Source organism: Psychrobacter sp. PL19 (genome assembly GCF_017875835.1).
In the GTDB taxonomy this organism is placed as follows: domain Bacteria; phylum Pseudomonadota; class Gammaproteobacteria; order Pseudomonadales; family Moraxellaceae; genus Psychrobacter.
Map to the genome: position 1 here is coordinate 2,003,336 of NZ_JAGING010000001.1, position 24,411 is coordinate 2,027,746.

Here is a 24,411-nt window from a genome sequence, read left to right on the forward strand (position 1 = left end):
CTGGTAAATACCGTTAACAGTATGACGAGCGTTATAGTGTTATTTGGCAATGTCGTTAGTGGCTTTGCCCATGCTTTATTGATATAGAATGAGTAAACATTGACGAGCTCTGGGATTGCTCTTGGTCTTCGAGAGTCTGCCAAAGCCATAACTTTTTAGGGTGTATATTTGTATAGTCATGTTTAAATTATACTATATATTTTAGGTTTGGCATTATTTTGAATCTCCTATACTATAAATGGTTCACAACAAATAAGAGTCGTATATAGCAAGGTGATATGGGTATAAGTTTTTCTGGCGTGCTGCGAGACAGAGGCTGCAAAAAATTCGTTCCAGCAACACTGTATCCTTTTCAAATTGAATCGACTATACGCGCTGTATAGTAGGTCACGTGACACGACCGCAGTGAATACAGTAGTGATATTTTTTAGTAGCGATATCTTTGAATGAATCATCCTAAATTGGGAATAGAGCGCATGAGAATAAAAAGTCAAGAAATTGACAGTTCAGCGGTTGTATTGCGGCTTTTGCTATTTTCAATTATTTGGTGGGTGCTCTCCGGCGGTGAGGCCGGTTCATGGGTGATTGGTGCGCCTGCAGTTGTCTGTGCAGTGGCGGTCAGCATTGCTTTGTCGCCACCAGTGAAGGTTGTGTGGTGGCGATTGGTAGCATTTATGCCTTTCTTTGTTTGGCAGTCGTTAAAAGGCGGTATAGAAGTTGCGCAACTGGCGTTTCAACCGAGCATGTCTTTAGCGCCGGAGCTTATTGAATATCCGTTGCGACTGTCCTCAGGTTTGGCGCAAGTGGCTATGATTAATGTAACAAGCTTGCTACCTGGCACGCTGAGCTCTGAGATCGAGGGAAATGTATTAAAAATACATATACTTGATAGTCAAAGCAATTATTTAGCCGAGTTGCAACGCTTGGAGCAACGTTTGGGGCAGATATTTCCAAGCCTGTCTGAGCAGACTGTACGGGAGGATTCTTGACTATACAGAACTTATACCTAGCACTAGCCTTGTTTTTACTGCTAAATTTGGGCGCTGGAATGTGGCGAGTGTTGCGCGGACCTACCGCCGCTGATCGCATGTTGGCAGCGCAACTATTCGGTACTACCGCTGTGGCCATTTTATTGTTACTTGCTGAGGCTTCAAGCAGCGCAGCACTGCGCGATGTGGCATTGGTATTTGCGCTGCTAGCGACGGTCACAGCGGTGGCTTTTGCACGCCGTGCTTGGGTGTTTTTGGAGAATGATAATGACAGTAAGTGACTATTTTTCTGCATTCATGCTGCTCATTGGCGGCGTGTTCTTTTTAGCGGGCACGCTAGGTCTATTGCGTTTCCCAGATGTTTTTACCCGGCTTCATGCCCTTACTAAGGCCGATAATTTAGGGTTGGGCTTTATAGTGATAGGGTTGGCAGTACAAGCAGAGTCTTGGCCTGTAGTGGCAAAATTAGTACTGATTTGGCTACTGGTGCTGCTTGCTGGCGCAAGCATATCTTATTTAGTGGCACACGGAGCGTTGCAACGGGGTATTCGACCATGGAGACGCTGATTGGTTCTACTATTGACATCGTGATTGGACTGATAGCGCTAGGCTTGGCTTGGGGGGCACTTAGCAGTGCCAAACTGTTCAAGGCTATTGTGTTGTTCATTGCCTTCGGACTGATGATGGCGTTAGCTTGGGTCCGCTTAAATGCGCCTGATGTGGCTTTGGCTGAAGCGGCTATTGGCGCTGGTTTAACCGGAGCATTATTACTAACGGCTTACAAAAATTTGCGTGCCAGCACATCAGTTACCAATGTAGAAAAACTAGAGCTTGGCAACCGTTTTAGCAGTGGCCTTACGGTTGCTAGCCTATTGATTGCGGTGCTTGTCGCGACAGGACTGGGATATGCTGTTTGGATGTTACCGCCGGAGGCTGCTGGACTCAGTATCAGGGTTGCTGCTGATTTAGGTAATAGTGGGGTCACTAATCCGGTGACAGCCGTACTACTAAATTTTCGTGGTTATGACACTTTACTGGAGTTATTTGTATTGTTGCTAGCGCTACTTGGCGTGTGGTCATTAGGTTTACCACTACCACAACAAGAAACCGCACCGGGATTGGTTCTGGATACGCTATCACGACTGCTAGTGCCCTTATTAATTATGGTCGCGGCATATTTACTGTGGGTGGGCGCTTATGGTCCTGGTGGTGCTTTTCAAGCCGGCGCTGTGCTGGCAGCTGCAGGGGTGCTGATGCTGTTGTCAGGCGCGCGGCTACCTAATGCATGGATCGGTTGGCCGCTACGTCTGATGCTGGTATTAGGACCGGCGACGTTTTTGCTACTGGGTATTATCACTGGGCTCCTAGAAGGTCGATTTTTACAGTTGCCAATCGAGTGGGCCGGAGTGCTTATATTAGTCATCGAAACGGCGGCTACACTCTCGATTGCAGCCGCGCTTATTGCATTGTTTATGGGCACGCGCCCGAGTAAGGAGAAATGGTGATGAGTGCGGCGTTAATATATGGGCTGGTAGGTGTGGGGCTTTTTGCAATTGGTTTACATGGATTATTACGCTATCGTCATCTGCTGCGTAAAATTCTAGCGCTGAACATAATGGGTAGTGGGGTGTTTTTGTTGCTAGCAGCATTAGCCACACGCACAGGCACTGCCATACCAGATCCGGTGCCCCATGCCATGATCATCACTGGTATTGTAGTGGCAGTTGCGGCCACCGCGATGGCGCTGGTACTTATGCTGAAACTGACAGCAATTACTGGTCAGCCAGTGCTACCAAACAAGGAAGTAAACTCAGAATGACCGATATTTTGTTGGGTATTCCATGGGCGATTATGCTAATCATTCTGCCGCTTATCACAGCGATGATGGTTTTTGTGTGGCCACGTACAGCGCAGACACTGGTATTAATCTATAGCTTAGTGATGGTAATCGCAGTGGCTGGTCTAGGCTTACAGATTTGGCAGCAGGGTGTGTTTCAGTATTCGCTGGGCGGCTGGGATGCGCCCCTAGGTATCGAGTTGTATGCTGATGGCTTAAGCCTAGTGATGCTGATGGCGACCGCTTTGGTTGGAGCCGGCTGTAGTATCTACGCTTCGGCGTATTTCAATGCCGAGCAAGCGCATCGGTTCTGGCCTATTTGGTTATTGTTGCTAGCGGCGTTGAATGCTTTATTTCTTTCGGCGGATTTATTCAATCTGTATGTCACGTTAGAATTAATGGGATTGGCAGCGGTGGCCTTAACAGCATTGTCTGGCAGCCGTAACGCCCTTGCTGGCGCCATGCGTTATCTGTTATCAACGCTGGCTGGGTCTATTGCCTATCTGTTGGGTGTTGTATTGCTGTATCAGACCTTTGGCAGCGTAGATATCTTTATTCTAGCAGAACGCATAACACCAGAGCCAGCAGCATGGGCTGCCTTGGTTCTGATGATAGTTGGCTTGGCACTAAAAACCGCGTTATTTCCGTTGCATTTTTGGTTGCCACCTGCTCACGCCAGTGCCCCATCCCCTGTAAGTGCGGTGCTCTCAGCGCTGGTGGTGAAGGCCTCATTCTACATTTTGATACGTTTATGGATATCGCTGTTCGGGCCTATCTCTGGCGACATCGTGGCAGTACTTCTTGGTATAATGGGTTCGGTGGCTATTTTATGGGGTTCTGTTCAGGCCTTGCGTCAGACTCGCTTAAAGCTGTTGGTAGCCTACTCCACGGTGGCACAGATAGGCTATTTATTCTTAGTGTTTCCGCTAGCAGCTGCAGCGGGCGCGTGGCATGCGGCTGCAATACTAGCACTTTCTCATGCTCTGGCCAAAGCGGCTATGTTTTTGGCAGCGGGTAACCTTTTGCACTTTGGCAGGCATGATCGCATCAAAGATCTTGATCGTGTGGTACAGCGCCTACCACTAAGCGCTTTTGCGTTCGCTTTAGCTGGGGTTAGTATTATGGGTTTGCCGCCCAGCGGCGGATTTATTGGTAAGTGGTTAATGCTAGAGGCTGCGTTGGTGCAGGGGCGTTGGGATTTGGTGGCAGTAATGCTCATTGGTGGGCTGCTTGCCGCACTTTATATATTCAAGGTATTAGGGCGCTGCTTTACTGAGGCTGAAGTGACCCACGAACCGTCAAGGGTACCTGCACGTATGGAGTGGGCCGCATTATTATTGGCGCTCGGTGCTATTACGCTGGGCTTTTTGGCAGTACCCTTTTTGTCACTATTGCAGATTGGCGCACCTTTTAGTGGGAGTGGGTCATGAACTTAAGCGCTCTTTTGCCATGTTTGGTAGTGTTGGGCTCACTGTTACCAGCAATTATTATTTTTAAGCTACCTGAAAAAAGCGTGCGTATTCGTACCGTGCTTAACTTGGCCGGTGCTATCTCAAAGCTGGTACTCGTCGGTTGGATGTTATGGGGGGTTACCCAAGGTTATAGTTATGAAGCGCGTTGGGTGCTACTACCAGGTATCGAGCTGGTGTTACGAGCTGATCCACTGGCATTGTTTTTTGTCACCTTATCTGCTTGCCTGTGGCTGCTTACGACAATTTACGCCATAGGCTATCTAGAAAATGAGCCTCATCGCAGTCGCTTCTTTGGCTTTTTCAGTCTATGCGTTACCGCCGCAATTGGCGTGGCCATGGCTGGTAATCTGTTAACATTTTTGATTTTCTATGAGCTACTGACCCTAACGACCTATCCATTGGTGGTACATCGCGGTACCGAGGCGGCGCGCAAAGCGGGGCAAACTTATCTGATCTATACCCTCGGCGGTGGTAGTTTGATGTTGCTGGGAACGGTATGGCTCTATACCCTGACCGGCAATTTAGAATTTACCGAAGGTGGTTTTTTGAGTGGCTTAGGCGCGGAGCATCATACCTCGCTGATTATTATTTTTATTCTACTAATGATTGGACTGGGCGTAAAAGCAGCCTTGGTGCCACTGCACGGCTGGCTACCAAAAGCCATGGTGGCCCCTGCACCCGTTAGTGCTTTGCTGCATGCCGTAGCAGTAGTAAAAGCCGGTGCCTTTGGTATCGTGCGCGTGGTCTATGAGGTATTCGGAATAGAATTCGCGCAGCAACTAAAGCTATTGCTGCCACTGGCTATCTGGGCCGCTGTAACCATTATATGGGGCAGTCTGCGAGCGCTGTTTCAAAGCGAGCTAAAAAAACGGCTGGCCTATTCTACTATCAGTCAGGTCTCCTACATCGCATTAGGTACTGCCTTGTTCGGTCCTGTTGGAACCATTGGTGGACTGGTGCATTTAGTACATCAAGGTGTTATGAAAATAACGCTATTTTTTAGTGCGGGTAATTACGCTGAAACGCTTGGTGTTTATAAAATTCGTGATATGAATGGAGCTGGCCGGCGCATGCCGCTCACGAGCATATCTTTTAGTATTGCCGCTTTGGGGATGATGGGTGCGCCCTTGACAGCAGGTGCTGTCACCAAATACTGGTTAAAAAACGGTGCTATAGCCGCGCAAATGGACTGGGTGGTTTGGGTACTATGGACTTCAACGGCGCTAAATGCCCTATACTTCCTACCTATCTTATGGCGCCTTTGGTTGCTACCAGCACCGGCTCAGTGGCCGAGCAAAGTTACCGCCAAGAATCCTTGGCCAGTAACGCCTTGGCAATTACTGCTACCACCAGCACTAACTGCCTTTGCAGTGGTCGCCTTTGGTATATTAGCAATGTACGACATTGGGCCAATTGTTTGGGCGCAGTTTATTACTGATCGTGAGTATTTCAACACTGAGCCGTGATGATTTTGACTTAAATCTCTGGGTATAAGTGCATTTAAAGCGCTTGGGGTTCTAATGATCGGTGTACCTATTGTTAGCATCATTTTTTGAACATAATTGTTTTATCACTAAAATGAATCCACTAAAATGAATCATTAATCACATGTATAGAAAAATAATAAAGTTGATATTTCAGCCTATGCGATGCTGACGCTGGTGTGCTATGCCATTATTTAGCGTGGCACTTGGTGTGTTAATCTAAGAAAGAAAAAATATCTAATGAACTTGCCTTAACTCATGCGCACAGAAAAAGCCCATCTATGCACAGATGGGCTTTGGGTTTTCATAAATCTTAAAATTAGCGCTGAGGCAAGACGTCTTTTACCATATCACGCAAATTATGTAGCGCGGTCACTGTGCTGTCCCAGTCTAAGCAACCATCAGTGATAGACACGCCATATTCTAGCGCACTTAAATCAGCAGTTAATTTTTGGTTCCCACCTTTTAGATGGCTTTCTATCATCATACCGATGATAGATTTATTACCATTTTGGATTTGCTCAGCGACGTTATTAATAACCATCGGCTGTAAGTAGGGGTCTTTTCCTGAGTTGGCATGGCTTGAGTCAATCATAATCTTGCTGCTAGTTTTGCCTGCAGCTAGAGCATTTTCAACTTCCTCAACGGCGGTTTCATCATAGTTGGGTTTGCCATTACCGCCACGCAATACGACGTGCGCATAAGGGTTGCCTTTAGACTTGATGATACATACTTTACCATCTGAAGATAGACCTAAAAAGCTATGACCGGCTTTGACCGCTTGCATGGCGTTGACCGCCACTGTCATGCCACCATCGGTACCATTTTTAAAACCAACTGGACATGACAGGCCTGAGCTCATCTCGCGATGGGTCTGGCTTTCAGTAGTACGGGCGCCAATGGCCGACCAGCTGATTAAGTCTTGCATGTACTGCGGAGTATTGGGGTCCAATGCTTCTGTTGCACAGGGCAGACCCTTTTCATTCAAGTCAATCAGCAGTTTACGGGCAGTGCGTAGACCTTTTTCGATATCAAAACTGTCATCCATATCAGGGTCATTGATCATGCCTTTCCAGCCAACTGTGGTACGCGGCTTTTCAAAATAAACGCGCATGACCACAAAGATGGTATCTTCAAGTTCTTTTGCGAGTATTGCTAAGCGGTCGGCGTATTCATGGGCTGCTTTAATATCATGAATAGAGCAAGGGCCAATCACCACAAACAAACGTTTGTCTTTACCATCTAAGATATCTTGGATAGTATGACGACCTTTTAAGACCGTTTTATAGGCTGGATCTGTTAGTGGTAGCTCAGTTTTTAGCTCAGCGGGAGTGATCAAAGGGATGAATTGTTCAATATTCACGTCATCAATATCTGCGTTATGAGTAGCTGGTGTAGTCATGATTATACATCGTCTAGCTAATTTATAGGAATATTCATTATGCGGTGAAAAGGGTCGGTTGACAAGGGTAGTCGGTCAGTTAATTAATTGATAATTGCAATGAGTAAATCAAATTTTCTTCACGTTTGCCTGTTATTTGAACATCAAGGAAGTTTTCTGACTGTTATTTTATACTTAAGCATTTGCCTACTAAGATACCTTTTAAGTAATAATTTAGTGGTTTTTGAGCCATGATTGGTCGTGCTATAACGCTGTAATTTGGCTATTTGCACCGCCGTCACGTATGATGGCCACATAAGGAGTACGACGTTAGCATAAAAGTAAGGCTTACGATTGTACTTATCCGCTCAGCGCTTAAAACTAGCTGCTTGTGCTCTATTTTACCCTGTCCATTATGCTTTGATATTATTGAGATCTTGTCATGACAAATTCTGCTATGTCTCACAAACCAACTGATCCGACTGACTCAACCGATGACTCTCATGACCTGCATCAGACAATGGTTGCGCCGTTAGTCATTGGTATCGTCGCAGGTGAGGTGTCAGGCGATAGTTTGGGTGCAGACTTTATGCAACAAATGAATAATCTGCGTGATGACATCGTTTGGGTGGGGGTGGGTGGCACAAAAATGCAAGCACAAGGCTTACAAAGCATTTTTCCCTTATCACGCTTAGCCGTAATGGGCTTAGTTGAGGTGTTATCACAACTGCCTGATCTGCTTAAAGCCCGCCGTGAATTATTAGCCGCCTTCAAGACTGCTCATATTGATTGGTTTGTCGGTATTGATGCGCCCGATTTTAATCTACGAGTCGCCAAAAAGCTTAAGCCCAAAGGCGTGTTCTGTGTGCAGTATGTCAGCCCCTCAATTTGGGCTTGGCGCGAGTCCCGTATCCATGGTATCAAGGCAGCGACTAACCTAGTGCTCTGCCTATTTCCATTTGAGCTAGCAGTATACGAGCGTTATGACCATCCCGCAATATGTGTCGGTCATTCGCTACTACGAACCATTAATCAAGCGTTAATAGACACCCCAACCAATCAGCTGCGTAGTGAGCTGGTCTGGCGCAATGACGGACTACAGCAGTTTTTTATCGAGCGCTTTGACGAGGTTAGCCAGCTCATTTGCGTGATGCCAGGATCACGGCGCGGCGAAATCATGGCCATCTTGCCCTTGATGCTTGATGGTATTCAAAAGTTGATATTACTTGACCCTAAGCTATGTTTTATCATTCCAACCGTGGATCAAAATCACCAATATATCGTACAAGATGTGATTGATAAGCGCTCAGAAAAACTGCGGGCTGCTATTGTCGTGGTCTATGATGACAGTCAGCCGGCCTTCAGCCAACAAGCGATGGCAGCCTCAGATATGGTTATGCTCGCATCAGGTACCGCCACGCTTGAGGCTATGCTGCTTGAGCGCCCAATGGTAGTGATTTATCAGTTAAATCAGCTGACCTATCAAATTGCTAAACGCTTGGTAAAAGTACCCTATGTGGCGTTACCCAATATCTTAGCGGGTAAGGCAATTGTCCCTGAATTGATCCAAGAGCAGGCGAATGGCGAGAATATTTGCCGGACGGTCATGCAACTATTGCAGCCGCGTGCTTACATGGCGCAATTAAAAACCCTCGCGAGCACCAAACAAACGCTACAACAGCAAAGCAATCATAACCCTGCTAACAGCGTGATTGAGCAATGGTTTATTCAGGATAGTCAGCCATCGTCATAGGTTAAGCACTATTAACTACAGGCTTATAAACACCTCTCATCGTTACTCCAATTAATAAAAAAGAAGCACTAGCGTTATGAGTATTGAGACCTCTTCACAAGATTATATTATCTACATTAACAGCAGTATTGAGCATATTGATAGTAAAGGGCAGTATATGAATTTAGCATCGCCTATTCATATAGCGGGACAGTTAAACCTCTCTAAACTGTTGTCTCAACACGAAATAAATACAAATAACAGCACAGATGAACACCCGCTACAGATCGGCGTTGATGAAGCAGGGCGTGGACCCTTGCTAGGTAGTGTCAACGTGGCTGCAGCAATATTACCAAGCGCATGGTCAGGATTGATTGAGGCCCAGCCACTAAAAAATACGCCGCTCGCTATTTTGACCGACTCTAAAAAGCTCAGTGAAAAAAAGCGCGATTTACTTTATCCGCTAGTGCAGTGGCACGCGATAGGATATGTGGTGGCTGACATTCCAGCGGCAGTGATTGATCAGGTCAATATTCTACAAGCGACTATGCTTGGTATGCGGATATGTACAGAAGCGCTATTAGAGTTATTAGCCAGTCAGTTGGCTCCCGTTATGGGAGATATAGGCGATATTAATGGAGCGGCAGCAAAGTCTACCTACTTACAAGCACAAGTGCTATACGATGGTAATCGCTGTCCGGAGCTAGATTATGCAAGGCTTGCGACATTGGGTATAGAAAAGTCCGCTATTGATTGCCAAGCTTGGGTAAAAGGGGATGCTCGCCATACCAGTATCGCCGCGGCCAGTATCTTAGCAAAAGTCAGCCGTGATCAAACCATGTATGAGCTTGACTCCCAATATCCACAATATGGTATTGCCAAGCATAAAGGTTACCCAACCCGCGCGCACATGCACGCTATCGAAGAACATGGGGTTCTGGCAGCACATCGACGCAGCTTTGCGCCAGTGAGGCGAGCACTAGAGAGTAAATAAGTCGTGTTGAACACCTAGTAGAAAATAAATTTAGTAGCACCTATAATAATCACTATAAATAGCCTAAGCATACTCTTGAATAGTAGGTTAAATGACTGATTCCATGCTTAGAGAATTATTCAGAATGAAGAGTTTGGCTGTTGCAAAAATGCGACTTCCTCGGCGGTCGAGGTACGACCAAGGGCCAAGTTACGATGGGGATAACGGCCAAATTGCTTGATGATAGCCTGATGGCCATATGCAAAATCCAGCGTAACTGGATCGTCTAACTGCTCAAATAGCGGTAAATAGCGTTTATGAATCACCGCTGATTCTGAATGCATAAATGGCATAATCATAAACTGGCGCCATTGCCACGGCAGATCATCAAAGCCAGACTGATGCACCGCTTCTTGTGCGAGAACTAATGCCATACCATCTTGGGTAAAGGCGGATGCTTGGCCACGACATAGATTGCGTGAAAACTGGTCTAAGACAATAATCTCGGCTAGACGTCCGGCTAAATCAGCGGTTAAATTATTAATACCAGGTTGCCCTTCAGTACGTCGCCAACACGAATATTCACCCTGTATTGCTGTCTGCCATACTTCACCAAACTGATCCGCAATTTGTTGATCAAAGCTATCATCTTCTAAAAACCAATAAGGCTCGTGGTTCTTATCGAACCAGAAGTTCAAGACTGCGTGAACATCAGCGTAAAGATGCGGTAGATCAAACGGGGTTAAATCAGGTCGATTTAGGGAAGTAGAATAATCGGTTGAGAGAGACATAAGCTATTCTAATTAGGTGAGGTTTGTACTACTATAGCGCAATTACCTAGAAGATTTACAACGCTGGCAGGCATTATTTACAATCTGTAAATTTTCACTTCTAGCTATCATCTTTGCTGTAACAGTTATCATTGTTATACCTTTTATTAGTATCAATATCAAAAGCCATTAGGTTGTCTATTATGAATGAGTTATCCGCTGTAAAACCAATTACTGTGCCAACCCCTTATTATTTGCTTGACGAAGCCGCAATCGTGGCCAATATGAAAATTATTGCCCGTTTATGTGAGCTATCCGGCGCAAAGGCGCTATTGGCATTAAAGTGCTTTGCCACCTGGGGGACGTTTGAAGTGATGCAACCTTATCTACATGGCACCACATCGTCGTCGCTCAATGAAGTACGCTTAGGTCGTGAGACTTTTGGCAATGCAGATGAAAAAGAAACGCATGCTTATAGTGTGGCTTATAGCGCCGATGAAATTCCTGAAGTACTAAGCTATGCTGACAAGATTATTTTTAACTCTATTTCGCAATTAAACGCTTTTAAAGATCAGGCCAATGGGCAAAACATTCCAGTCGGGTTACGCCTTAATCCCAAGACCAGTAATTCATCGTTTATCATTGCTGATCCTGCACGTCCGTTCAGTCGACTTGGCGAACATGACAAAGCCAGTATTAATACCATTCTAAAAGACATTAGCGGCGTCATGATTCATAACAATTGCGAGAACGAGAGCTTTGCAGCCTTTAGTGACAGCTTGGCGGATATCGAAGTTAAGTTTGGCGATATCTTACAGCAACTTGATTGGGTCAGTTTGGGCGGTGGTATTCATTTTATCGCCCCTGACTATCCGCTTGAGCAGCTTGCTGAACGTCTAAAAGACTTTAGTGAAAAGTATGGTGTGCAAGTTTATCTGGAGCCAGGCGAGGCTAGTATCCATAGCGCTGGCACCTTGGTGACCACTGTTTTAGATGTCCTGCACAATGAAAAAAATATTGCAGTAGTGGATTCTTCTATTGAAGCGCATATGCTTGACTTGCTAATTTATCAAGAGTCCGCGTCAATAGCGGCAGTTAATGGTCAGCCGATTGATATCGTGCCCATTAATATCGACCATAATAATGCACCAACAACTGAGCATACTGAATCAGCTGATAGTACAATTATTTGTGGTCGTTCTTGTTTGGCAGGTGATATCTTTGGTGAATATGCGCTACCGTCTACCTTAAAGATAGGAGATACTGTCACCTTTGGTAATGCAGCTGGCTATACCATGGTCAAGAAAAATTGGTTTAATGGGGTCAATATGCCAGCGATCGTGATTCGTCGCCTTGACGGTAGTATTAAAGTACAGCGGGAGTTTGATTATCAGGATTACAAAGCGAGCTTGTCATAAAGCTGTCTAACTCATAGGGAATTTAGAGAGTAATCGTGTTATTGATTGACTAATTATTGCCGAAAGAGCAGCAAAAATTGTTATAATCATCACGGACAAAAACAGCAGTCATTGTCCATCGGGTGCGTGGGTTTTCCTCGGTCTTCCTTTTTAATTCACGCATATCATTCACTCGTTTCTGTTTTGAATAGCCAATACCATGGCAGTGACAGGGGCACAAAGGAGGATTGTTGCATTGAAATCAACTCAACATACCAAGAATACCCATCAAGCTAAAAAAGACGTGCTGATCATCGGTGCTGGCGGTGTCGCACAAGTAGTCGCGCATAAATGTGCAATGCATAACGATGTGCTTGGCGTGATTCATATCGCCTCACGTACTAAAGATAAATGTGATGCGATCGCTCAAAGCGTACAGGAAAAGGCCAGTTTTAAGCAGCCAGCCACCTTGTATACGCACCAAATCGATGCCATGAATATCCCAGCGCTAATACAGCTCATTGGCGACACTGGTATTCAAATCGTTATTAATGTTGGCTCACCTTTTCTCAATATGAGCGTACTAGAAGCCTGTATCGAGACTGGCGTCGCCTATATTGATACCGCTATTCATGAAGATCCGCGCAAGATTTGTGAGACCCCGCCATGGTATGACAACTATGAATGGCAGCGTAAACAACGCTGTGCAGATAACAATATCACTGCCATTTTAGGGGCAGGTTTTGATCCCGGTATGGTTAATGCTTATGCTCGACTTGGCTACGACATGATGGATGCAGGCTCAGTCACAGATATCGACATCATTGATATTAATGCTGGCGACCATGGTAAGTACTTTGCGACTAACTTTGACCCTGAGATTAACTTTCGTGAATTCACCGGCACCGTTTACTCTTGGCAGAATAGTAAGTGGCAGTCCAATAAAATGTTTGAAGTTAAGCGTACGGATGATTTCCCCGTCGTTGGTGTACAAAATAGCTATCTAAGTGGCCATGACGAAATTCATTCATTATCTACTAACTTAGACGTACCAAATATTCGTTTTTGGATGGGCTTTGGTGAGCATTACATCAACGTCTTTACCGTGCTACAAAGCTTAGGTTTATTGTCTGAGCAGCCGGTAATGACTGCTGAAGGCCTTGAAGTTATCCCGCTAAAAGTGGTCAAAGCGGTACTACCAGACCCAAGTTCGCTAGCACCGAATTATACGGGCAAGACTTGTATTGGTGACAAAGTCAAAGGTAAAAAAGACGGCGTGGATACTGAGGTGTTTATCTATAATATCTCCGACCATAAAGACGCTTATGAAGCCATGGGTAGTCAAGGTATCTCGTATACCGCTGGCGTGCCACCGGTTGCCGCCGCCATGCTAGTCGCTACGGGCGAGTGGGATGCAGGAAAAATGGTCAACGTCGAAGAGCTTGATGCCAAGCCGTTTATTAATCTGCTCAATGGGATTGGTCTGCCAACTCGTATTCAAGATGCGGATGGCGATAGAGTTTTAGAGTTTGATATCTAAAGCCCTGTTAAAGCACTGAGCCATTTGTTTATTGCTCGTCAAATAAAAAAATCACCCTATTGAGCCTTTACTCGATAGGGTGCTTTTTTAATGACAGGTCTTAATTTCTAAAAACATTGTAAGGAAGAATAACTTCGTCTTTAGATAACGGTCTGTTCATAAGTAAATATATGGTCTACGGCAGCCCACTGCTCTTATGCTTCTCAAACACCAGTAGTAAGAATGTAGCTTTAGTACTATTTAGAGCATTTGAGGCAGGTAGTCTGCCATTTATGGGTACCTTTAATCAGTGCAATGTCCTATTTATGAGACGATTATTATACTTTCTGGTTTGCTTTTAAGTTTAAACTAATACTGTATGGAGATGCTTGAATGTAAGTAACCAGAGGGCTTAATAAAAAATTGTTTAGTATTGATTAATATACTATGTAATTAAAATATCTAGTTGAAAGATGACTAGGGTGTCTTCTAAATTAAGCGAATATAGTTGACTGTTTCTGCTATAGTTAATTGGTAAGTAAGTTGATTCACCTAAGCCAGGTATCACTATTGAGGATATTGGCTGCGTGTTATTGAACGGATACTATTCGCAAGCAAGGAGCTATTTATTTATGGAATTTGACTATATTATCGTTGGCGGTGGATCTGCAGGCTGTGTTTTGGCAGCGCGCTTGTCAGAAGACCCTGAAATCAAAGTTTGTTTATTAGAGTTTGGTGGCGACGGCAAAGATCTTGCGGTGCGAGTACCTGCTGGCCTCGTCTTGATGGTTCCAGGCAAACCACTGAAACTAAATAACTGGTGCTTCGATACCGTACCGCAAACCCATCTCAACAATCGCATTGGCTTCCAGCCCCGTGGACAATGTCTTGGCGGCTCATCCGCTATTAATGCGATGGTCTACACCCGTGGTAGTCCAAAAGACTATAACCGCTGGGCTGATCTAGGTTGTGAGGGCTGGGGATATGATCAGTTATTACCTTATTTTAAGAAATCAGAGAATAACAGCCGTGGCGGTGATGACCATCACGGTGACAGCGGACCTTTAAATGTCACCGAGCTGCTTAGCCCTCGTCCTATCTCCAATACCTTTATTGATGCGTGCGCTGCTAATGGTATAGACCGTAACAATGATTTTAATGCGACCAAGCAAGACGGCGCAGGTCTGTATCAAGTCACCCACTTTCATGGTGAAAAGAAGGGACAACGCTGTTCAGCCGCTGCCGCCTATGTACATCCTATTGAGGACGACCGCCCCAATCTTACGATTATCACCGGTGCAATGGCCTCACGTGTCTTGATAGAAGATCAGCGCGCAGTAGGCATGGTATACAATAAAAGTGGTGAAGAATATACCATTCAAGCACGTTCAGAAGTTATTTTGTGTTCAGGGACCTTTGGCTCACCTAAGATATTAATGTTGTCAGGTATTGGCCCTAAAGAGCAGTTGCAAGAACATGGTATTGAAGTGGTCTATGACTCACCAAATGTTGGTGAAAACCTACAAGACCATTTAGATGTTGTTTTTGATTATGAGGTGAATACCAAAGACGTGTTTGGGATTACTTTGGGTGCAGCTGGTAAAATAATCAAAGGCTTGAGTCGTTGGAAAAAAGATGGCACCGGCCTGTTGTCAACCAACTTTGCTGAAGCGGGTGCCTTTTTTAGTGCTAAAGAAAACGACCCAAAAGATTGGCCAGACATCCAGCTACACTTTTTGATTTCTCGAGTGGTAGAGCATGGTCGCAAAATTAAGTTGGGTCACGCCGTCTCCGTCCACACTTGTTACTTGCGTCCTGAAAGCCGCGGTACGGTTAAGTTGGCATCTAATGATCCAAGCGAAGCACCGCTAATTGATCCCAACTATTTGTCTCATCCAAAAGACGTCGAACATATGGTAGCAGGCGCAGAGCGTACGCGTGCCATTATGCAAGAAGAGGCCATGGCAAAGTTCATCACCAAGGACTACGCGGGCCCTGATATTGAAAAGGATGGTTTACTAGGCTATATACGAAACAAGGCGGATACGATTTATCATCCAGTAGGTACGTGTCGTATGGGTTCAGACAGTCTATCAGTCGTGGACGTAGATCTTAAAGTCAGAGGTGTCGATGGACTGCGTGTAGTCGATGCTTCGATTATGCCGACACTAATCAGTGCCAATACTAATGGTCCAACCATCGCTATTGCCGAAAAAATCGCTGATCAGATTAAGGCTGAACGTGCTGCCACTGCCGACCCTATGAAGGCTGAAAATATTAACCCGATCAAGGCTAAAGAGCCAGCTTATGCATAGTGTTGCATAGCACTATTCCATGAGAACGGCTTGATGGTTAAGGCCTAGATTTAGGAAAAGCTTTCCAGCATCTCTTTAGAGAACTGGAAGGCTTTTTTGTTTTAGATGCTCTATGGTTGTGGTTGATTTGAAGTTCAGAACTTGGTCCGATACTGCATATGTTAGGGACATATTAGGTAATATCTAATTCAGGACAATTTAGGCTAATTTGGATTTTTAGACTTCTCATCAAGAAACGTCTTTTGAATCTTGAAGTCATTTGCTAGAAGGTCTTTTTACTGGCTATTAAATATTATGGCGAGAATGGTATAAACTACTGGTAATGAATCTAAGATAACTGTATCGATGGCGAGCTTATTGCGCTGGGCTCTGCAAGATATTTTCTTAGTAATATTCGTACAGGCTTTGATGTTATGCAGCCGAAATGATTTATCAAGGTTACGGATTTTTGAATGCAAGGCTTATAATTTAACACCTCGGCGCAGAATTCCCCTACTTCTAAAGTAGTGGGATGAATGCGTATTTTTGGGTTACTATTTGGTGTATTTGTTATAATAATTAATAATTATACCGCCAATGACAAACAACTTCTATATGAGCAAACAAATCCTTAAAGCCCATAAAATCAGACTGTACCCGACAGAGGATCAACAAATATTCTTTGCTAAGTCGTTTGGTTGCACGCGCTTTATTTGGAACAAGATGCTTAGTGATAAGATTGAGCATTATAAAGAGAGTAAGACTGAGCTTAAAAATACCCCTGCTCAATATAAGACTGAGTTTGAGTGGCTAAAAGAGATTGATAGTTTGGCGCTGGCCAACGTCCAGCAGAACCTACGCAGTGCTTATAATAAATTCTTCAAACAAGGGTCAGGCTTCCCTAAGTTCAAGAAGAAAGGCATCAAAGACAGTTACACCACCAACAATCAAAAGGGTACGGTAGCGGTCACACAAAGCAGCGTTAAGTTGCCTAAAATCGGTCACATCAAGGCGAAGGTACACCGCTCTATCAATGGCTTAATTAAAAGCGCTACCATCAGTAAAAGCCCATCCGGTAACTACCATGTCAGCTTATTGGTTGAAACAGTGGTCGATGACCTGCCTAAAACCCAGTCAAACACCGGTATTGATTTAGGATTAATAGACTTCATCGTCCTATCAGACGGGTCAAAAGTTGCTAATCCTAAATTTCTATCAAAATTGCAAAATAAACTGGCGCGAGAACAAAAAATATTGGCCAAACGCAGATTGGTTGCTAAAACTCAGCAGCGCAAGCTGTCTGAGAGCAGCAACTATCAAAAGCAGAAAACAAAAGTCGCTAAAGTTTATGAAAAAATAACCAATGCACGCAAAGACTTCCTACACAAACTCTCGTTCAATCTCATTAAAAACCACGATGTTATTGCAATTGAGGATTTAAACGTCAAGGGCATGGTTAAAAACCACAAACTTGCCAAAGCCATATTGGACAGCTCATGGTCTACTTTTACCACCATGCTTGCGTATAAAGCAGACTGGTATGGCAAAGAGCTTGTCAAAATAGACAGGTGGTATCCGTCCTCTAAAACCTGCTCAGGGTGCGGTCACTTACTGACTAAAGCTGAGCTGCCACTATCGGTAAGATCATGGGATTGCCCGAGCTGCTTGCAAAAAAATAATCGAGATATCAATGCCAGCCTTAATATCTTAAACGAGGGATTAAGACTGGTAACACTCAAAACTGTCGGTGTGACAGGGTTAGCTTAGTGAATTTGCCTAACCTCTGATACAGAATATCATATTAAGTATGGGTATTATCTAAGAAACCGCCACCTCTATAGGTGGTCGGTAGTTCATAGTCGCTAATTCAAGGCTTCTAATTCAATCTTTTAACTGTCTAGAACAGTTAAGCTGCTCTAGGTTATATGCTGTTCTAGCAACCTATACTCTTCTAACCAATCTATATGGTTTTACCAATCAGAAATTCACTAATTTATAAGGAGTTTACATTGTCGAATGATTTAACGGCGATTACAGAGTACCTTCTTGAGCTTGATGCCTTAAAACTGGTTAACCGCCGCACCTATATCGATGGTGGCGCTCGTCTTGAAAACTCTGCTGAACATTCATGGCATTTGGCTATGGCTTGCTGGTCAATTTCAAGAAGTTTTAATCTTGACATATCTGAAGAAAAATTACTGAAGCTAGCGTTAATCCATGATTTAGGTGAAATAGACGCTGGCGATACCTTTCTTTATGCTAGCGACAGAAGTACCGCGCATACCGCTGAGCGAGAAGGTGTAAAGCGTTTAAAAACCTATCCAGGTAATGGGGTTGCTGAGCTTTCTGAACTGTGGGAAGAGCAAGAAACAGGCGATAGCTTAGAGACTAAATTACTAAAGGCAGTAGATAGAATGTTGCCTTTTTTACATAATATTTCTAGCGAAGGTAAAACCTGGCGAGAGCTTGGCATAAAGAAATCTCAAGTATTAGCAGCACATGCATTCATTGCCCATGATTTCCCTGAAATCCACTCATGGATGCTTGATAATATTCAGGTAGCAGTGCAAGAGGGTTGGCTACAAGACTCTTGATTATGATAATAATTGTATTACAGACTGTAAGCGTTGGCTTAAGTTTTTTTTGATAGTTGATTGGTTGTACATCAAATAGCGATAACAGAATAGCGTATAGTTTAAGGTTTACTATTGATACGTTTTTATACGGTGACATTATGATGTCTTTAGAGCTTAAAGTTCCACCGCCATTGCAAGCCTTAATTATAGGTGCTGTAATGTACGGGGTATCTAGAATGTTTCCCGCATTGCAGTTTTCACTGGTTGGGTCGGCTTGGCTGGGCGCTATTCTAACGATTATAGGGTTGGGTATTAGCATCATGGGGGTTACTGAATTTAAAAAAGCACAAACCACTATTAATCCGCATGTGCCGCACAATTCTACCAGTCTAGTAACCAATGGCATTTATCGATATACGCGCAATCCTATGTATCTAGGGTTGGTGCTTGTTTTATCAGGTTGGGGGCTATATTTGTCTAACTTATTAGCGTTTGCTCTCATTCCCATTTTTATCATTTATATAAGCCACTTTCAAATTCAACCAGAAGAAAGGATTATGGCGAAGAAGTTTGGCAATAAGTATCAAGTCTATCTAGCGAAAGTGCGCCGGTGGCTATAGTCGCTAATAAATACTTTATGTTAGATGATTGTGTTTAAAGGTTAAAAACGACAAGCTATCAAAGGTAGGAAAATAAAATGCGACTCGAAATCAACGTTATTGATGCCTTTACGGATACCCTGTTTAAAGGAAACTCAGCGGCAGTTATTATCACAGATAGCTGGTTAAGTGATGATTTGATGCAGTCTATTGCGATGGAAAATAATCTATCTGAGACTGCGTTTCTAGTGGTGGATGAGTCAGATACGCTAGATGATAAAGACCAGTCAGATACAGTCGTTACCTATCATATCCGCTGGTTTTCGCCACTGACTGAGATCGATTTTTGTGGTCATGCGACCTTAGCATCAGCTTTTGTCTTATTCAAAAAGAACCCTAGTCTAACCGTAATTAATTTTTTAGTGACTGCTGTTGGGACACTGTCAGTCGTACAAACAGACTCTGGCAAAATTCAAATGAATTTTCCTAATACTAAGCCTAACAAGGTCGATAGTATCCCAGAGAGTTTATTAGCGGGCTTATCTATTGCTCCTGTTGAGGTCTATTGTAATGGCCAGGCGTATTTTGTTATTTACCACTCTGAGTCTGACGTACTGTCGGTAGTTCGTGATAACGACACTTTGAAGCAGCTAAAGCCCTTAGATGTGGTGGTTACCTGCAAGACTGAGTCAGACCAATATAATAAATATAATTTTATCTCTAGGTATTTTTGGCCCGTAAATGGCGGTGACGAAGATCCAGTAACTGGATCAAGTCATACTGGATTGGCACCATTGTGGGCAGAGCGGCTGGGTAAAAATGAATTAATTGGTTATCAAGCGTCAAGTCGAGGCGGGGTGGTCGACTGTGTTGTTGCAGATGATAGAGTGTTTATTGCTGGCAATGCGGTGCACTATCTAACAGGATTTATTACTATTTAGCGTTATAAGTGCCCACTTGGTAATGTTTGGCGCTATGGTTTACTTAAGGAGTAGGTTGTTTTGTCTGAATTGAAGACCGTGGGTCTTTTTATGCTTACCGCGCTAGCGGAAATTGCTGGCTGCTACTTACCATACCTTTGGTTGCGAGAAGGTAAGTCGATTTGGCTTTTGATACCAGGGGCGTTGAGTTTGGTCGCTTTTGTATGGCTGTTGACCCTACATCCAACCGCTGCGGGCAGAGTCTATGCCGCTTATGGCGGTGTTTATATCTTTATGGCGATTATGTGGTTATGGACAGTCAATGGTATTCGGCCAACTATATGGGACATCGTAGGATCTGCGATAGCGCTGTTAGGCATGGCTATTATTATGTTTGCACCACGTAGCGCCTAAATTACTAACTACTAGCGGACGCTTGACAATTAAATCGTCGGATTTGAAAAGCGTGTTTGGACACTTGATGTTGTAGTAGAGGGCAAGGGCGAAAAGCCTGCTAGAAGACCAATGAAGGTGCGGTGAGATTTAACGTGATTAGATAGGCAATAGCTAGGCAGGCAATAGTTAGATAGTCAATGGCCACCCTAGACAACTGTAGTTAGTTGTCTGTGGATGGCCTGTCCTATTTAGTGCTTTCCGAGAATGCTGCCATCGTCTTTCTTCGATTGTTTAGCCGCTTTTTTCTCTTTTGCTGTTAAAAGCGGTTTCTTTTTTACGTTTTTTTTACTATCTTGACCTTTACTCATGATGCTCTCCTTTTGAGATGACCTTTTTGAAATAGCTTCTAATTTAGATAGCTTCTAAAATTTTGAACTAGGTTTTCAAACCCTTCAAGGTCAGCTTTAGCCAACCTAAAGGCTGTGTATTATAAGTGGTGTTTATTACTAGGCTGTCTGTTAACAGGCTACGCCGTCGCTGCCATTGTACTGCTTTATTAATACGTAGCAAAATCAGTATAGCCTTAAGACCGAGCAATAGCTAGCTGTTGCCAGCTAATAGCCCATCCAAAAAATAAAGATGACGTGGAAGGTAGATGCACGCACTACAACAAGTCGTTTCCGTCAGTCTAACAAGGTTAGCTTGGGCAATTCATTGTTTGAAATTGAGTTAAATAGACGACAGCGTTGATAAGCACTTACTTACGGATAGGATGGCGATTTGCTATAATAAGATATAAGCCGATTACTAGGTTCGGTAAATAATTATTCATGTCCATCGAGTACAATGATACTCACTGTTTTGGTTAATTTACTATTATGCGTATCCGTAAACTTTTTAAATTCGAAAATGCTCATATCGTTCGTAATTGTAGCTCTGAGCGCTGCAAGCATTCCATTCATGGTCATAGCTATCAGATTGAGTTGATTCTTGAGGCTCATAGCTTAGATCATGGACATATGGTTTATGACTTTGGGCTGTTGAAGTCCTCAATCAAGGACATTATTGATAGCTTTGATCACGCGATTTGTTTTTGGAATCAAGACGATCCTGAGTATATCGCTGCTTGCAAAAAGTTCAGTGCCCGCTGGATAAGTTTGCCAGTTTCTCCATCAGCTGAGCAGTTTTCACGGGTAATATTTTTTTGGGCGCAACAAGTATTACAGCAAACCCAGATGCAAAATGGTGAGGCTGATGTGAGTGTGTATTCAGTAATTGCTCACGAAACGGCAACCGGTTATGCACAATGCTTTGCTGATGATGTGGCCAATGATCAGATGGGTAAGCTTGAACTGGATAAGTTTGAATTTAGCGCGCAAGTTTGTGCTGAATGGCATGATCCAGAGCTATATGCCAAACTAATACGCGGTGAGCGTTTTATCAATCCATCGGTGACTATGCAGGTGCAGCCAGATGTCTAATGACGATGAGCGCTCCAAAAGTAATCAACAGTCGATAACGTTAGTGCTGACTTCTGAGGCAGATACCCAGCGCTTAGCCCAGCAGTTAGCCACTTTACCGTTATCAGGTAGCGTATGGCTGTCAGGTGATTTAGGCGTAGGTAAAACCACTTTAACTCGTTATTGGCTGCAGGCGTTAGGCCATATTGGAACGGTCAAAAGTCCAACCTATACCTTGGTCGAGCCTTATTATATTCAGCAGAATGATGGCATGAGTAAGCCGGTCTATCATGCGGACTTATACCGCCTACAAGATCCAGAAGAGCTGTCTTTCATTGGCTTTGATGAGTATCTTGATGAACCGGGTGCACTGATCATTATTGAATGGGCCAGTCGTGCTGACAGCTATCTACCACCGCCGACATTGTTTATTGATATGATTCAAGGTGATAGTGCTCAAGATGACAGTGCTCAAAGTGGCAATGCTCAAAGTGACGGCATTCAAAGTGGCGGCATTCAAAGTGGCGGCATTCAAATTGACAGTGCTCAAAGAAATAAGGAATTACGGAAAGTGGAGCTCAGACTGTCACGATTAGGGCAGGCGCAAGGGATTGATTTATCCGCACTGACTCTTTAAAGCCTCATCAATCGTGAACGCTTTAACTGTAATACTGATTTCGAGCATAGTCTTCTTGCCAAAATTTTCACCGTTAAGTTCTAAGCTTCAAAACTAAGCTTCAAAACTAAGTACCAAAATCCAGTGTCCTAACCTTCAATATGACCTTTATTATGCCAGATAATACTCATTCCGATACCCGTATCAAAAAGTTATCACCACTGCTAATCAATCAATTGGCAGCCGGTGAGGTAGTGACCCGCCCGTCGGCCGTGGTCAAAGAGCTGTTAGAAAATGCTATTGATGCTGGCGCTACTGATATAGAAATACGCATTACCCAAGGTGGCATGGGTATGATTGAAGTCGTGGATAATGGTGATGGTATTCATCCCGATGACATGGTGATGGCGATTACTCGTCATGCGACCAGCAAAGTCGCTGATATCGCTAATTTGCACGGTATTAGTACATTAGGCTTTCGCGGCGAGGCGCTCGCAGCCACAGCGGCTGTTTCTCGTCTAACATTGGCTAGCAGCCATAATGACAGTGGCATTGGCCGTCAGTTGCAAGTCGCTGGCGTGTTGGCAGATACACCCAAGCTAACGCCGGTCGTGCACAACCAAGGTACAACGATTACAGTAAAGGACCTATATTTTAACGTACCGGCGCGGCGCGGTAATCTTAAGTCTATTGGCACTGAGTTTGCTCATATTGAAATCGTTGTCCGTGAGGTAGCTTTAGCGCGTGCGGATGTGACCTTAAGCCTTTATCATGATCAAAAAAAACGTTTAACGTTATCGGCAACTTCAGTTGACAGCGCGGTTGGTAGTATAGCTGGTAGTAATGAGAATCATCTACCTTTGTCGCGTCTTGAGCAAGCATTAGGGCTCGCCTTAGTTGATAATGCGCTAGAAATAACAGTAGATCTATCGAGTCTTTTACACGAGTCAAATATTTCTTCTGACTATCCCAACAAGCGAGCAACTATCAGCGGTTGGTTATGGCCAGTTACTAATGAGCAGAGCAATCAAGCCACCTTTACCTCTCTGCCAAAGCTACTTTACGTGAATGGCCGCTTGGTTAAAGAAATCGCTATTAGCAACCAGCTACGTCAGCTTGCAACCAATGCTCAACTCGCTGGTATCGGCTACGCACTATATTTTGAATTACCCGGACATTGGCTTAATATTAATGTGCATCCCACTAAGCAGCGTATCAAAATCAGTCCTTTAAACAATGTTATGGCGCATTTAAGTCATGTCATCGCTCTTAAACTCAAAAAGATAAACACAAATACCTCGCAAGCGTCAATTCGTGCAGCACCTTTAGATAACCACTCACATGAAGCAGTTTCATTCAAAGATACTCCTTTGAAGGATGCGACTTCACACCAGCAAGTGCGAGCGCCTCAGTCTCAATATCAGCACTCAGATAAGCAACAGCTGTTAAACAAACCATTGCCAGAACCATCATATTTCGATATTAATAGTACTGATAATAGTAGCTTTGACAAAGAAAATAGCCTAAGTAGTAGTACCAATGACAGGCCATCTGCCTTTAGTAACTCACCTTTACCGCACTGCTTAAACGTGATTGATGATGTCTCTCAACGTTATCAAGCGACTTCGGCTGCTGCAATTGAAAGCGATGACCAGTCATCATTGCCGTGGTTATTGTTTTATAGTCAAGGACAATGTTTGCTCATCGATCAACAACGTTGGCAAGAAAATTGGCAGTCGGTATTTAAGGCTAAACTGGAGTCCCAGACGTTAGGTGAACAACAGTGCTTGGAGCAAGCGCTTGACAAGAAAAATACTGTGCCAGCTAGCGCTGCGATGATCAATCAGCAAATAAATAGCTGTGCCGAGCGCATGTCTACTCAGCAGTTAATAGCATTTAAAGAAACCATTGAACAAGCACTCAGTACTCATGCCCACTCTATGCTCAATACCGAGCAGCTACTCAAAGCCATGTTATCAAACGCGTCAACGTAAAA

Annotated in this window: 21 protein-coding genes and 1 pseudogene; 20 read left to right on the forward strand and 2 right to left on the reverse strand. The window is 44.0% G+C overall.

The genetic code is table 11. From position 1 onward, the window contains the following. Positions 1-446 precede the first annotated feature (446 nt). Genes H4W00_RS08140 through H4W00_RS08170 form a run of 7 tightly spaced genes read left to right on the forward strand, consistent with a single transcriptional unit; the run spans position 447 to position 5,764 of the window. Positions 447-989, forward strand: a complete 543-nt coding sequence (locus H4W00_RS08140) for a Na+/H+ antiporter subunit E (RefSeq protein ID WP_209957083.1) — start codon at positions 447-449, stop codon at positions 987-989. Further along, the gene (locus H4W00_RS08145; protein ID WP_334684924.1) at positions 986-1,270 is read left to right on the forward strand and encodes a monovalent cation/H+ antiporter complex subunit F; all 285 of its coding nucleotides are present in this window, start codon (positions 986-988) and stop codon (positions 1,268-1,270) included. Before H4W00_RS08140 ends, H4W00_RS08145 begins: the two co-directional genes overlap by 4 nt. Next, positions 1,257-1,556 carry a monovalent cation/H(+) antiporter subunit G gene (mnhG, locus tag H4W00_RS08150; RefSeq protein WP_209957085.1) on the forward strand — a complete coding sequence of 100 codons (300 nt, stop codon included), beginning with the start codon at positions 1,257-1,259 and terminating at the stop codon, positions 1,554-1,556. The genes H4W00_RS08145 and mnhG overlap by 14 nt, the downstream gene beginning before the upstream one ends. Next, the gene (locus tag H4W00_RS08155) at positions 1,544-2,494 is read left to right on the forward strand and encodes a hydrogenase subunit MbhD domain-containing protein (protein ID WP_209957087.1); all 951 of its coding nucleotides are present in this window, start codon (positions 1,544-1,546) and stop codon (positions 2,492-2,494) included. The genes mnhG and H4W00_RS08155 overlap by 13 nt, the downstream gene beginning before the upstream one ends. After that, positions 2,494-2,808 (forward strand): NADH-quinone oxidoreductase subunit K, encoded by a 315-nt coding sequence (locus tag H4W00_RS08160; protein ID WP_209957089.1) that lies wholly within the window; start codon positions 2,494-2,496, stop codon positions 2,806-2,808. The genes H4W00_RS08155 and H4W00_RS08160 overlap by 1 nt, the downstream gene beginning before the upstream one ends. Beyond that, a complete protein-coding gene (locus tag H4W00_RS08165) occupies positions 2,805-4,256 on the forward strand; it encodes a complex I subunit 5 family protein (RefSeq protein ID WP_209957091.1) in 1,452 nt (483 codons plus the stop codon). Before H4W00_RS08160 ends, H4W00_RS08165 begins: the two co-directional genes overlap by 4 nt. After that, positions 4,253-5,764 (forward strand): complex I subunit 5 family protein, encoded by a 1,512-nt coding sequence (locus H4W00_RS08170; protein WP_209957093.1) that lies wholly within the window; start codon positions 4,253-4,255, stop codon positions 5,762-5,764. Before H4W00_RS08165 ends, H4W00_RS08170 begins: the two co-directional genes overlap by 4 nt. 337 nt (positions 5,765-6,101) lie before the next feature. Here the strand turns inward: H4W00_RS08170 and H4W00_RS08175 are convergent, their stop codons facing one another. Continuing rightward, positions 6,102-7,184: a 3-deoxy-7-phosphoheptulonate synthase gene (locus H4W00_RS08175; RefSeq protein WP_209957096.1), complete on the reverse strand. Its 1,083-nt coding sequence runs from the start codon at positions 7,182-7,184 to the stop codon at positions 6,102-6,104. A gap of 499 nt (positions 7,185-7,683) precedes the next feature. Here H4W00_RS08175 and lpxB point away from each other — a divergent pair, with 499 nt between their 5' ends. Both lpxB and H4W00_RS08185 read left to right on the forward strand, forming a co-directional pair. Next, positions 7,684-8,916 (forward strand): lipid-A-disaccharide synthase, encoded by a 1,233-nt coding sequence (gene lpxB / locus H4W00_RS08180; protein WP_334685001.1) that lies wholly within the window; start codon positions 7,684-7,686, stop codon positions 8,914-8,916. A gap of 76 nt (positions 8,917-8,992) precedes the next feature. Continuing rightward, a complete protein-coding gene (locus tag H4W00_RS08185; protein WP_209957098.1) occupies positions 8,993-9,889 on the forward strand; it encodes a ribonuclease HII in 897 nt (298 codons plus the stop codon). Positions 9,890-10,008: 119 nt separating this feature from the next. Here the strand turns inward: H4W00_RS08185 and H4W00_RS08190 are convergent, their stop codons facing one another. Continuing rightward, positions 10,009-10,659 carry a DUF924 family protein gene (locus H4W00_RS08190; RefSeq protein WP_209957101.1) on the reverse strand — a complete coding sequence of 217 codons (651 nt, stop codon included), beginning with the start codon at positions 10,657-10,659 and terminating at the stop codon, positions 10,009-10,011. A 182-nt stretch (positions 10,660-10,841) separates the two neighbouring features. Between H4W00_RS08190 and nspC the strand changes: the two genes are divergently transcribed. From nspC to mutL, 11 genes and pseudogenes are all read left to right on the forward strand, one after another. Next, entirely contained in the window at positions 10,842-12,056 is a 1,215-nt protein-coding gene (gene nspC / locus H4W00_RS08195) for a carboxynorspermidine decarboxylase (RefSeq protein WP_209957103.1), read from the forward strand. 235 nt (positions 12,057-12,291) lie between these two features. Continuing rightward, positions 12,292-13,575, forward strand: coding sequence for a saccharopine dehydrogenase family protein (locus H4W00_RS08200; protein WP_209957105.1), 1,284 nt, complete (start codon positions 12,292-12,294; stop codon positions 13,573-13,575). Between the two features lie 611 nt (positions 13,576-14,186). Next, on the forward strand, positions 14,187-15,869 hold the full coding sequence (locus tag H4W00_RS08205) for a GMC family oxidoreductase (RefSeq protein ID WP_209957107.1): 1,683 nt from the start codon (positions 14,187-14,189) through the stop codon (positions 15,867-15,869). Between the two features lie 594 nt (positions 15,870-16,463). Continuing rightward, positions 16,464-17,615 carry an IS200/IS605 family element RNA-guided endonuclease TnpB gene (gene tnpB, locus H4W00_RS08210; RefSeq protein ID WP_209957110.1) on the forward strand — a complete coding sequence of 384 codons (1,152 nt, stop codon included), beginning with the start codon at positions 16,464-16,466 and terminating at the stop codon, positions 17,613-17,615. A gap of 242 nt (positions 17,616-17,857) precedes the next feature. Beyond that, positions 17,858-18,442: an HD domain-containing protein gene (locus H4W00_RS08215; protein WP_334684925.1), complete on the forward strand. Its 585-nt coding sequence runs from the start codon at positions 17,858-17,860 to the stop codon at positions 18,440-18,442. Between the two features lie 140 nt (positions 18,443-18,582). Then, positions 18,583-19,044: a methyltransferase family protein gene (locus tag H4W00_RS08220; protein WP_209957114.1), complete on the forward strand. Its 462-nt coding sequence runs from the start codon at positions 18,583-18,585 to the stop codon at positions 19,042-19,044. 77 nt (positions 19,045-19,121) lie between these two features. Further along, on the forward strand, positions 19,122-19,964 hold the full coding sequence (locus H4W00_RS08225; protein WP_209957116.1) for a PhzF family phenazine biosynthesis protein: 843 nt from the start codon (positions 19,122-19,124) through the stop codon (positions 19,962-19,964). A 60-nt stretch (positions 19,965-20,024) separates the two neighbouring features. Continuing rightward, positions 20,025-20,357 (forward strand): YnfA family protein, encoded by a 333-nt coding sequence (locus H4W00_RS08230; protein ID WP_209957118.1) that lies wholly within the window; start codon positions 20,025-20,027, stop codon positions 20,355-20,357. 860 nt (positions 20,358-21,217) lie between these two features. Then, positions 21,218-21,820, forward strand: a complete 603-nt coding sequence (locus H4W00_RS08235; RefSeq protein ID WP_209957120.1) for a 6-pyruvoyl trahydropterin synthase family protein — start codon at positions 21,218-21,220, stop codon at positions 21,818-21,820. Next, positions 21,813-22,244, forward strand: a pseudogene (gene tsaE, locus H4W00_RS08240) (tRNA (adenosine(37)-N6)-threonylcarbamoyltransferase complex ATPase subunit type 1 TsaE); the annotation flags it as partial. The gene H4W00_RS08235 and the pseudogene tsaE, both read left to right, overlap by 8 nt. A gap of 344 nt (positions 22,245-22,588) precedes the next feature. After that, positions 22,589-24,409 carry a DNA mismatch repair endonuclease MutL gene (mutL, locus tag H4W00_RS08245; protein ID WP_209957126.1) on the forward strand — a complete coding sequence of 607 codons (1,821 nt, stop codon included), beginning with the start codon at positions 22,589-22,591 and terminating at the stop codon, positions 24,407-24,409. The last annotated feature ends 2 nt before the right edge of the window (positions 24,410-24,411 follow it).

Bases quoted from the DNA above. Each gene is read 5' to 3' on its own strand.
- H4W00_RS08140 (WP_209957083.1), top strand. From the start codon at position 447: ATGAATCATCCTAAATTGGGAATAGAGCGCATGAGAATAAAAAGTCAA.
- mnhG (WP_209957085.1), top strand. From the start codon at position 1,257: ATGACAGTAAGTGACTATTTTTCTGCATTCATGCTGCTCATTGGCGGC.
- H4W00_RS08155 (WP_209957087.1), top strand. From the start codon at position 1,544: ATGGAGACGCTGATTGGTTCTACTATTGACATCGTGATTGGACTGATA.
- H4W00_RS08160 (WP_209957089.1), top strand. From the start codon at position 2,494: ATGAGTGCGGCGTTAATATATGGGCTGGTAGGTGTGGGGCTTTTTGCA.
- H4W00_RS08165 (WP_209957091.1), top strand. From the start codon at position 2,805: ATGACCGATATTTTGTTGGGTATTCCATGGGCGATTATGCTAATCATT.
- H4W00_RS08170 (WP_209957093.1), top strand. From the start codon at position 4,253: ATGAACTTAAGCGCTCTTTTGCCATGTTTGGTAGTGTTGGGCTCACTG.
- H4W00_RS08175 (WP_209957096.1), bottom strand. From the start codon at position 7,184: ATGACTACACCAGCTACTCATAACGCAGATATTGATGACGTGAATATT.
- lpxB (WP_334685001.1), top strand. From the start codon at position 7,684: ATGGTTGCGCCGTTAGTCATTGGTATCGTCGCAGGTGAGGTGTCAGGC.
- H4W00_RS08185 (WP_209957098.1), top strand. From the start codon at position 8,993: ATGAGTATTGAGACCTCTTCACAAGATTATATTATCTACATTAACAGC.
- H4W00_RS08190 (WP_209957101.1), bottom strand. From the start codon at position 10,659: ATGTCTCTCTCAACCGATTATTCTACTTCCCTAAATCGACCTGATTTA.
- nspC (WP_209957103.1), top strand. From the start codon at position 10,842: ATGAATGAGTTATCCGCTGTAAAACCAATTACTGTGCCAACCCCTTAT.
- H4W00_RS08205 (WP_209957107.1), top strand. From the start codon at position 14,187: ATGGAATTTGACTATATTATCGTTGGCGGTGGATCTGCAGGCTGTGTT.
- tnpB (WP_209957110.1), top strand. From the start codon at position 16,464: ATGAGCAAACAAATCCTTAAAGCCCATAAAATCAGACTGTACCCGACA.
- H4W00_RS08220 (WP_209957114.1), top strand. From the start codon at position 18,583: ATGATGTCTTTAGAGCTTAAAGTTCCACCGCCATTGCAAGCCTTAATT.
- H4W00_RS08225 (WP_209957116.1), top strand. From the start codon at position 19,122: ATGCGACTCGAAATCAACGTTATTGATGCCTTTACGGATACCCTGTTT.
- H4W00_RS08235 (WP_209957120.1), top strand. From the start codon at position 21,218: ATGCGTATCCGTAAACTTTTTAAATTCGAAAATGCTCATATCGTTCGT.
- mutL (WP_209957126.1), top strand. From the start codon at position 22,589: ATGCCAGATAATACTCATTCCGATACCCGTATCAAAAAGTTATCACCA.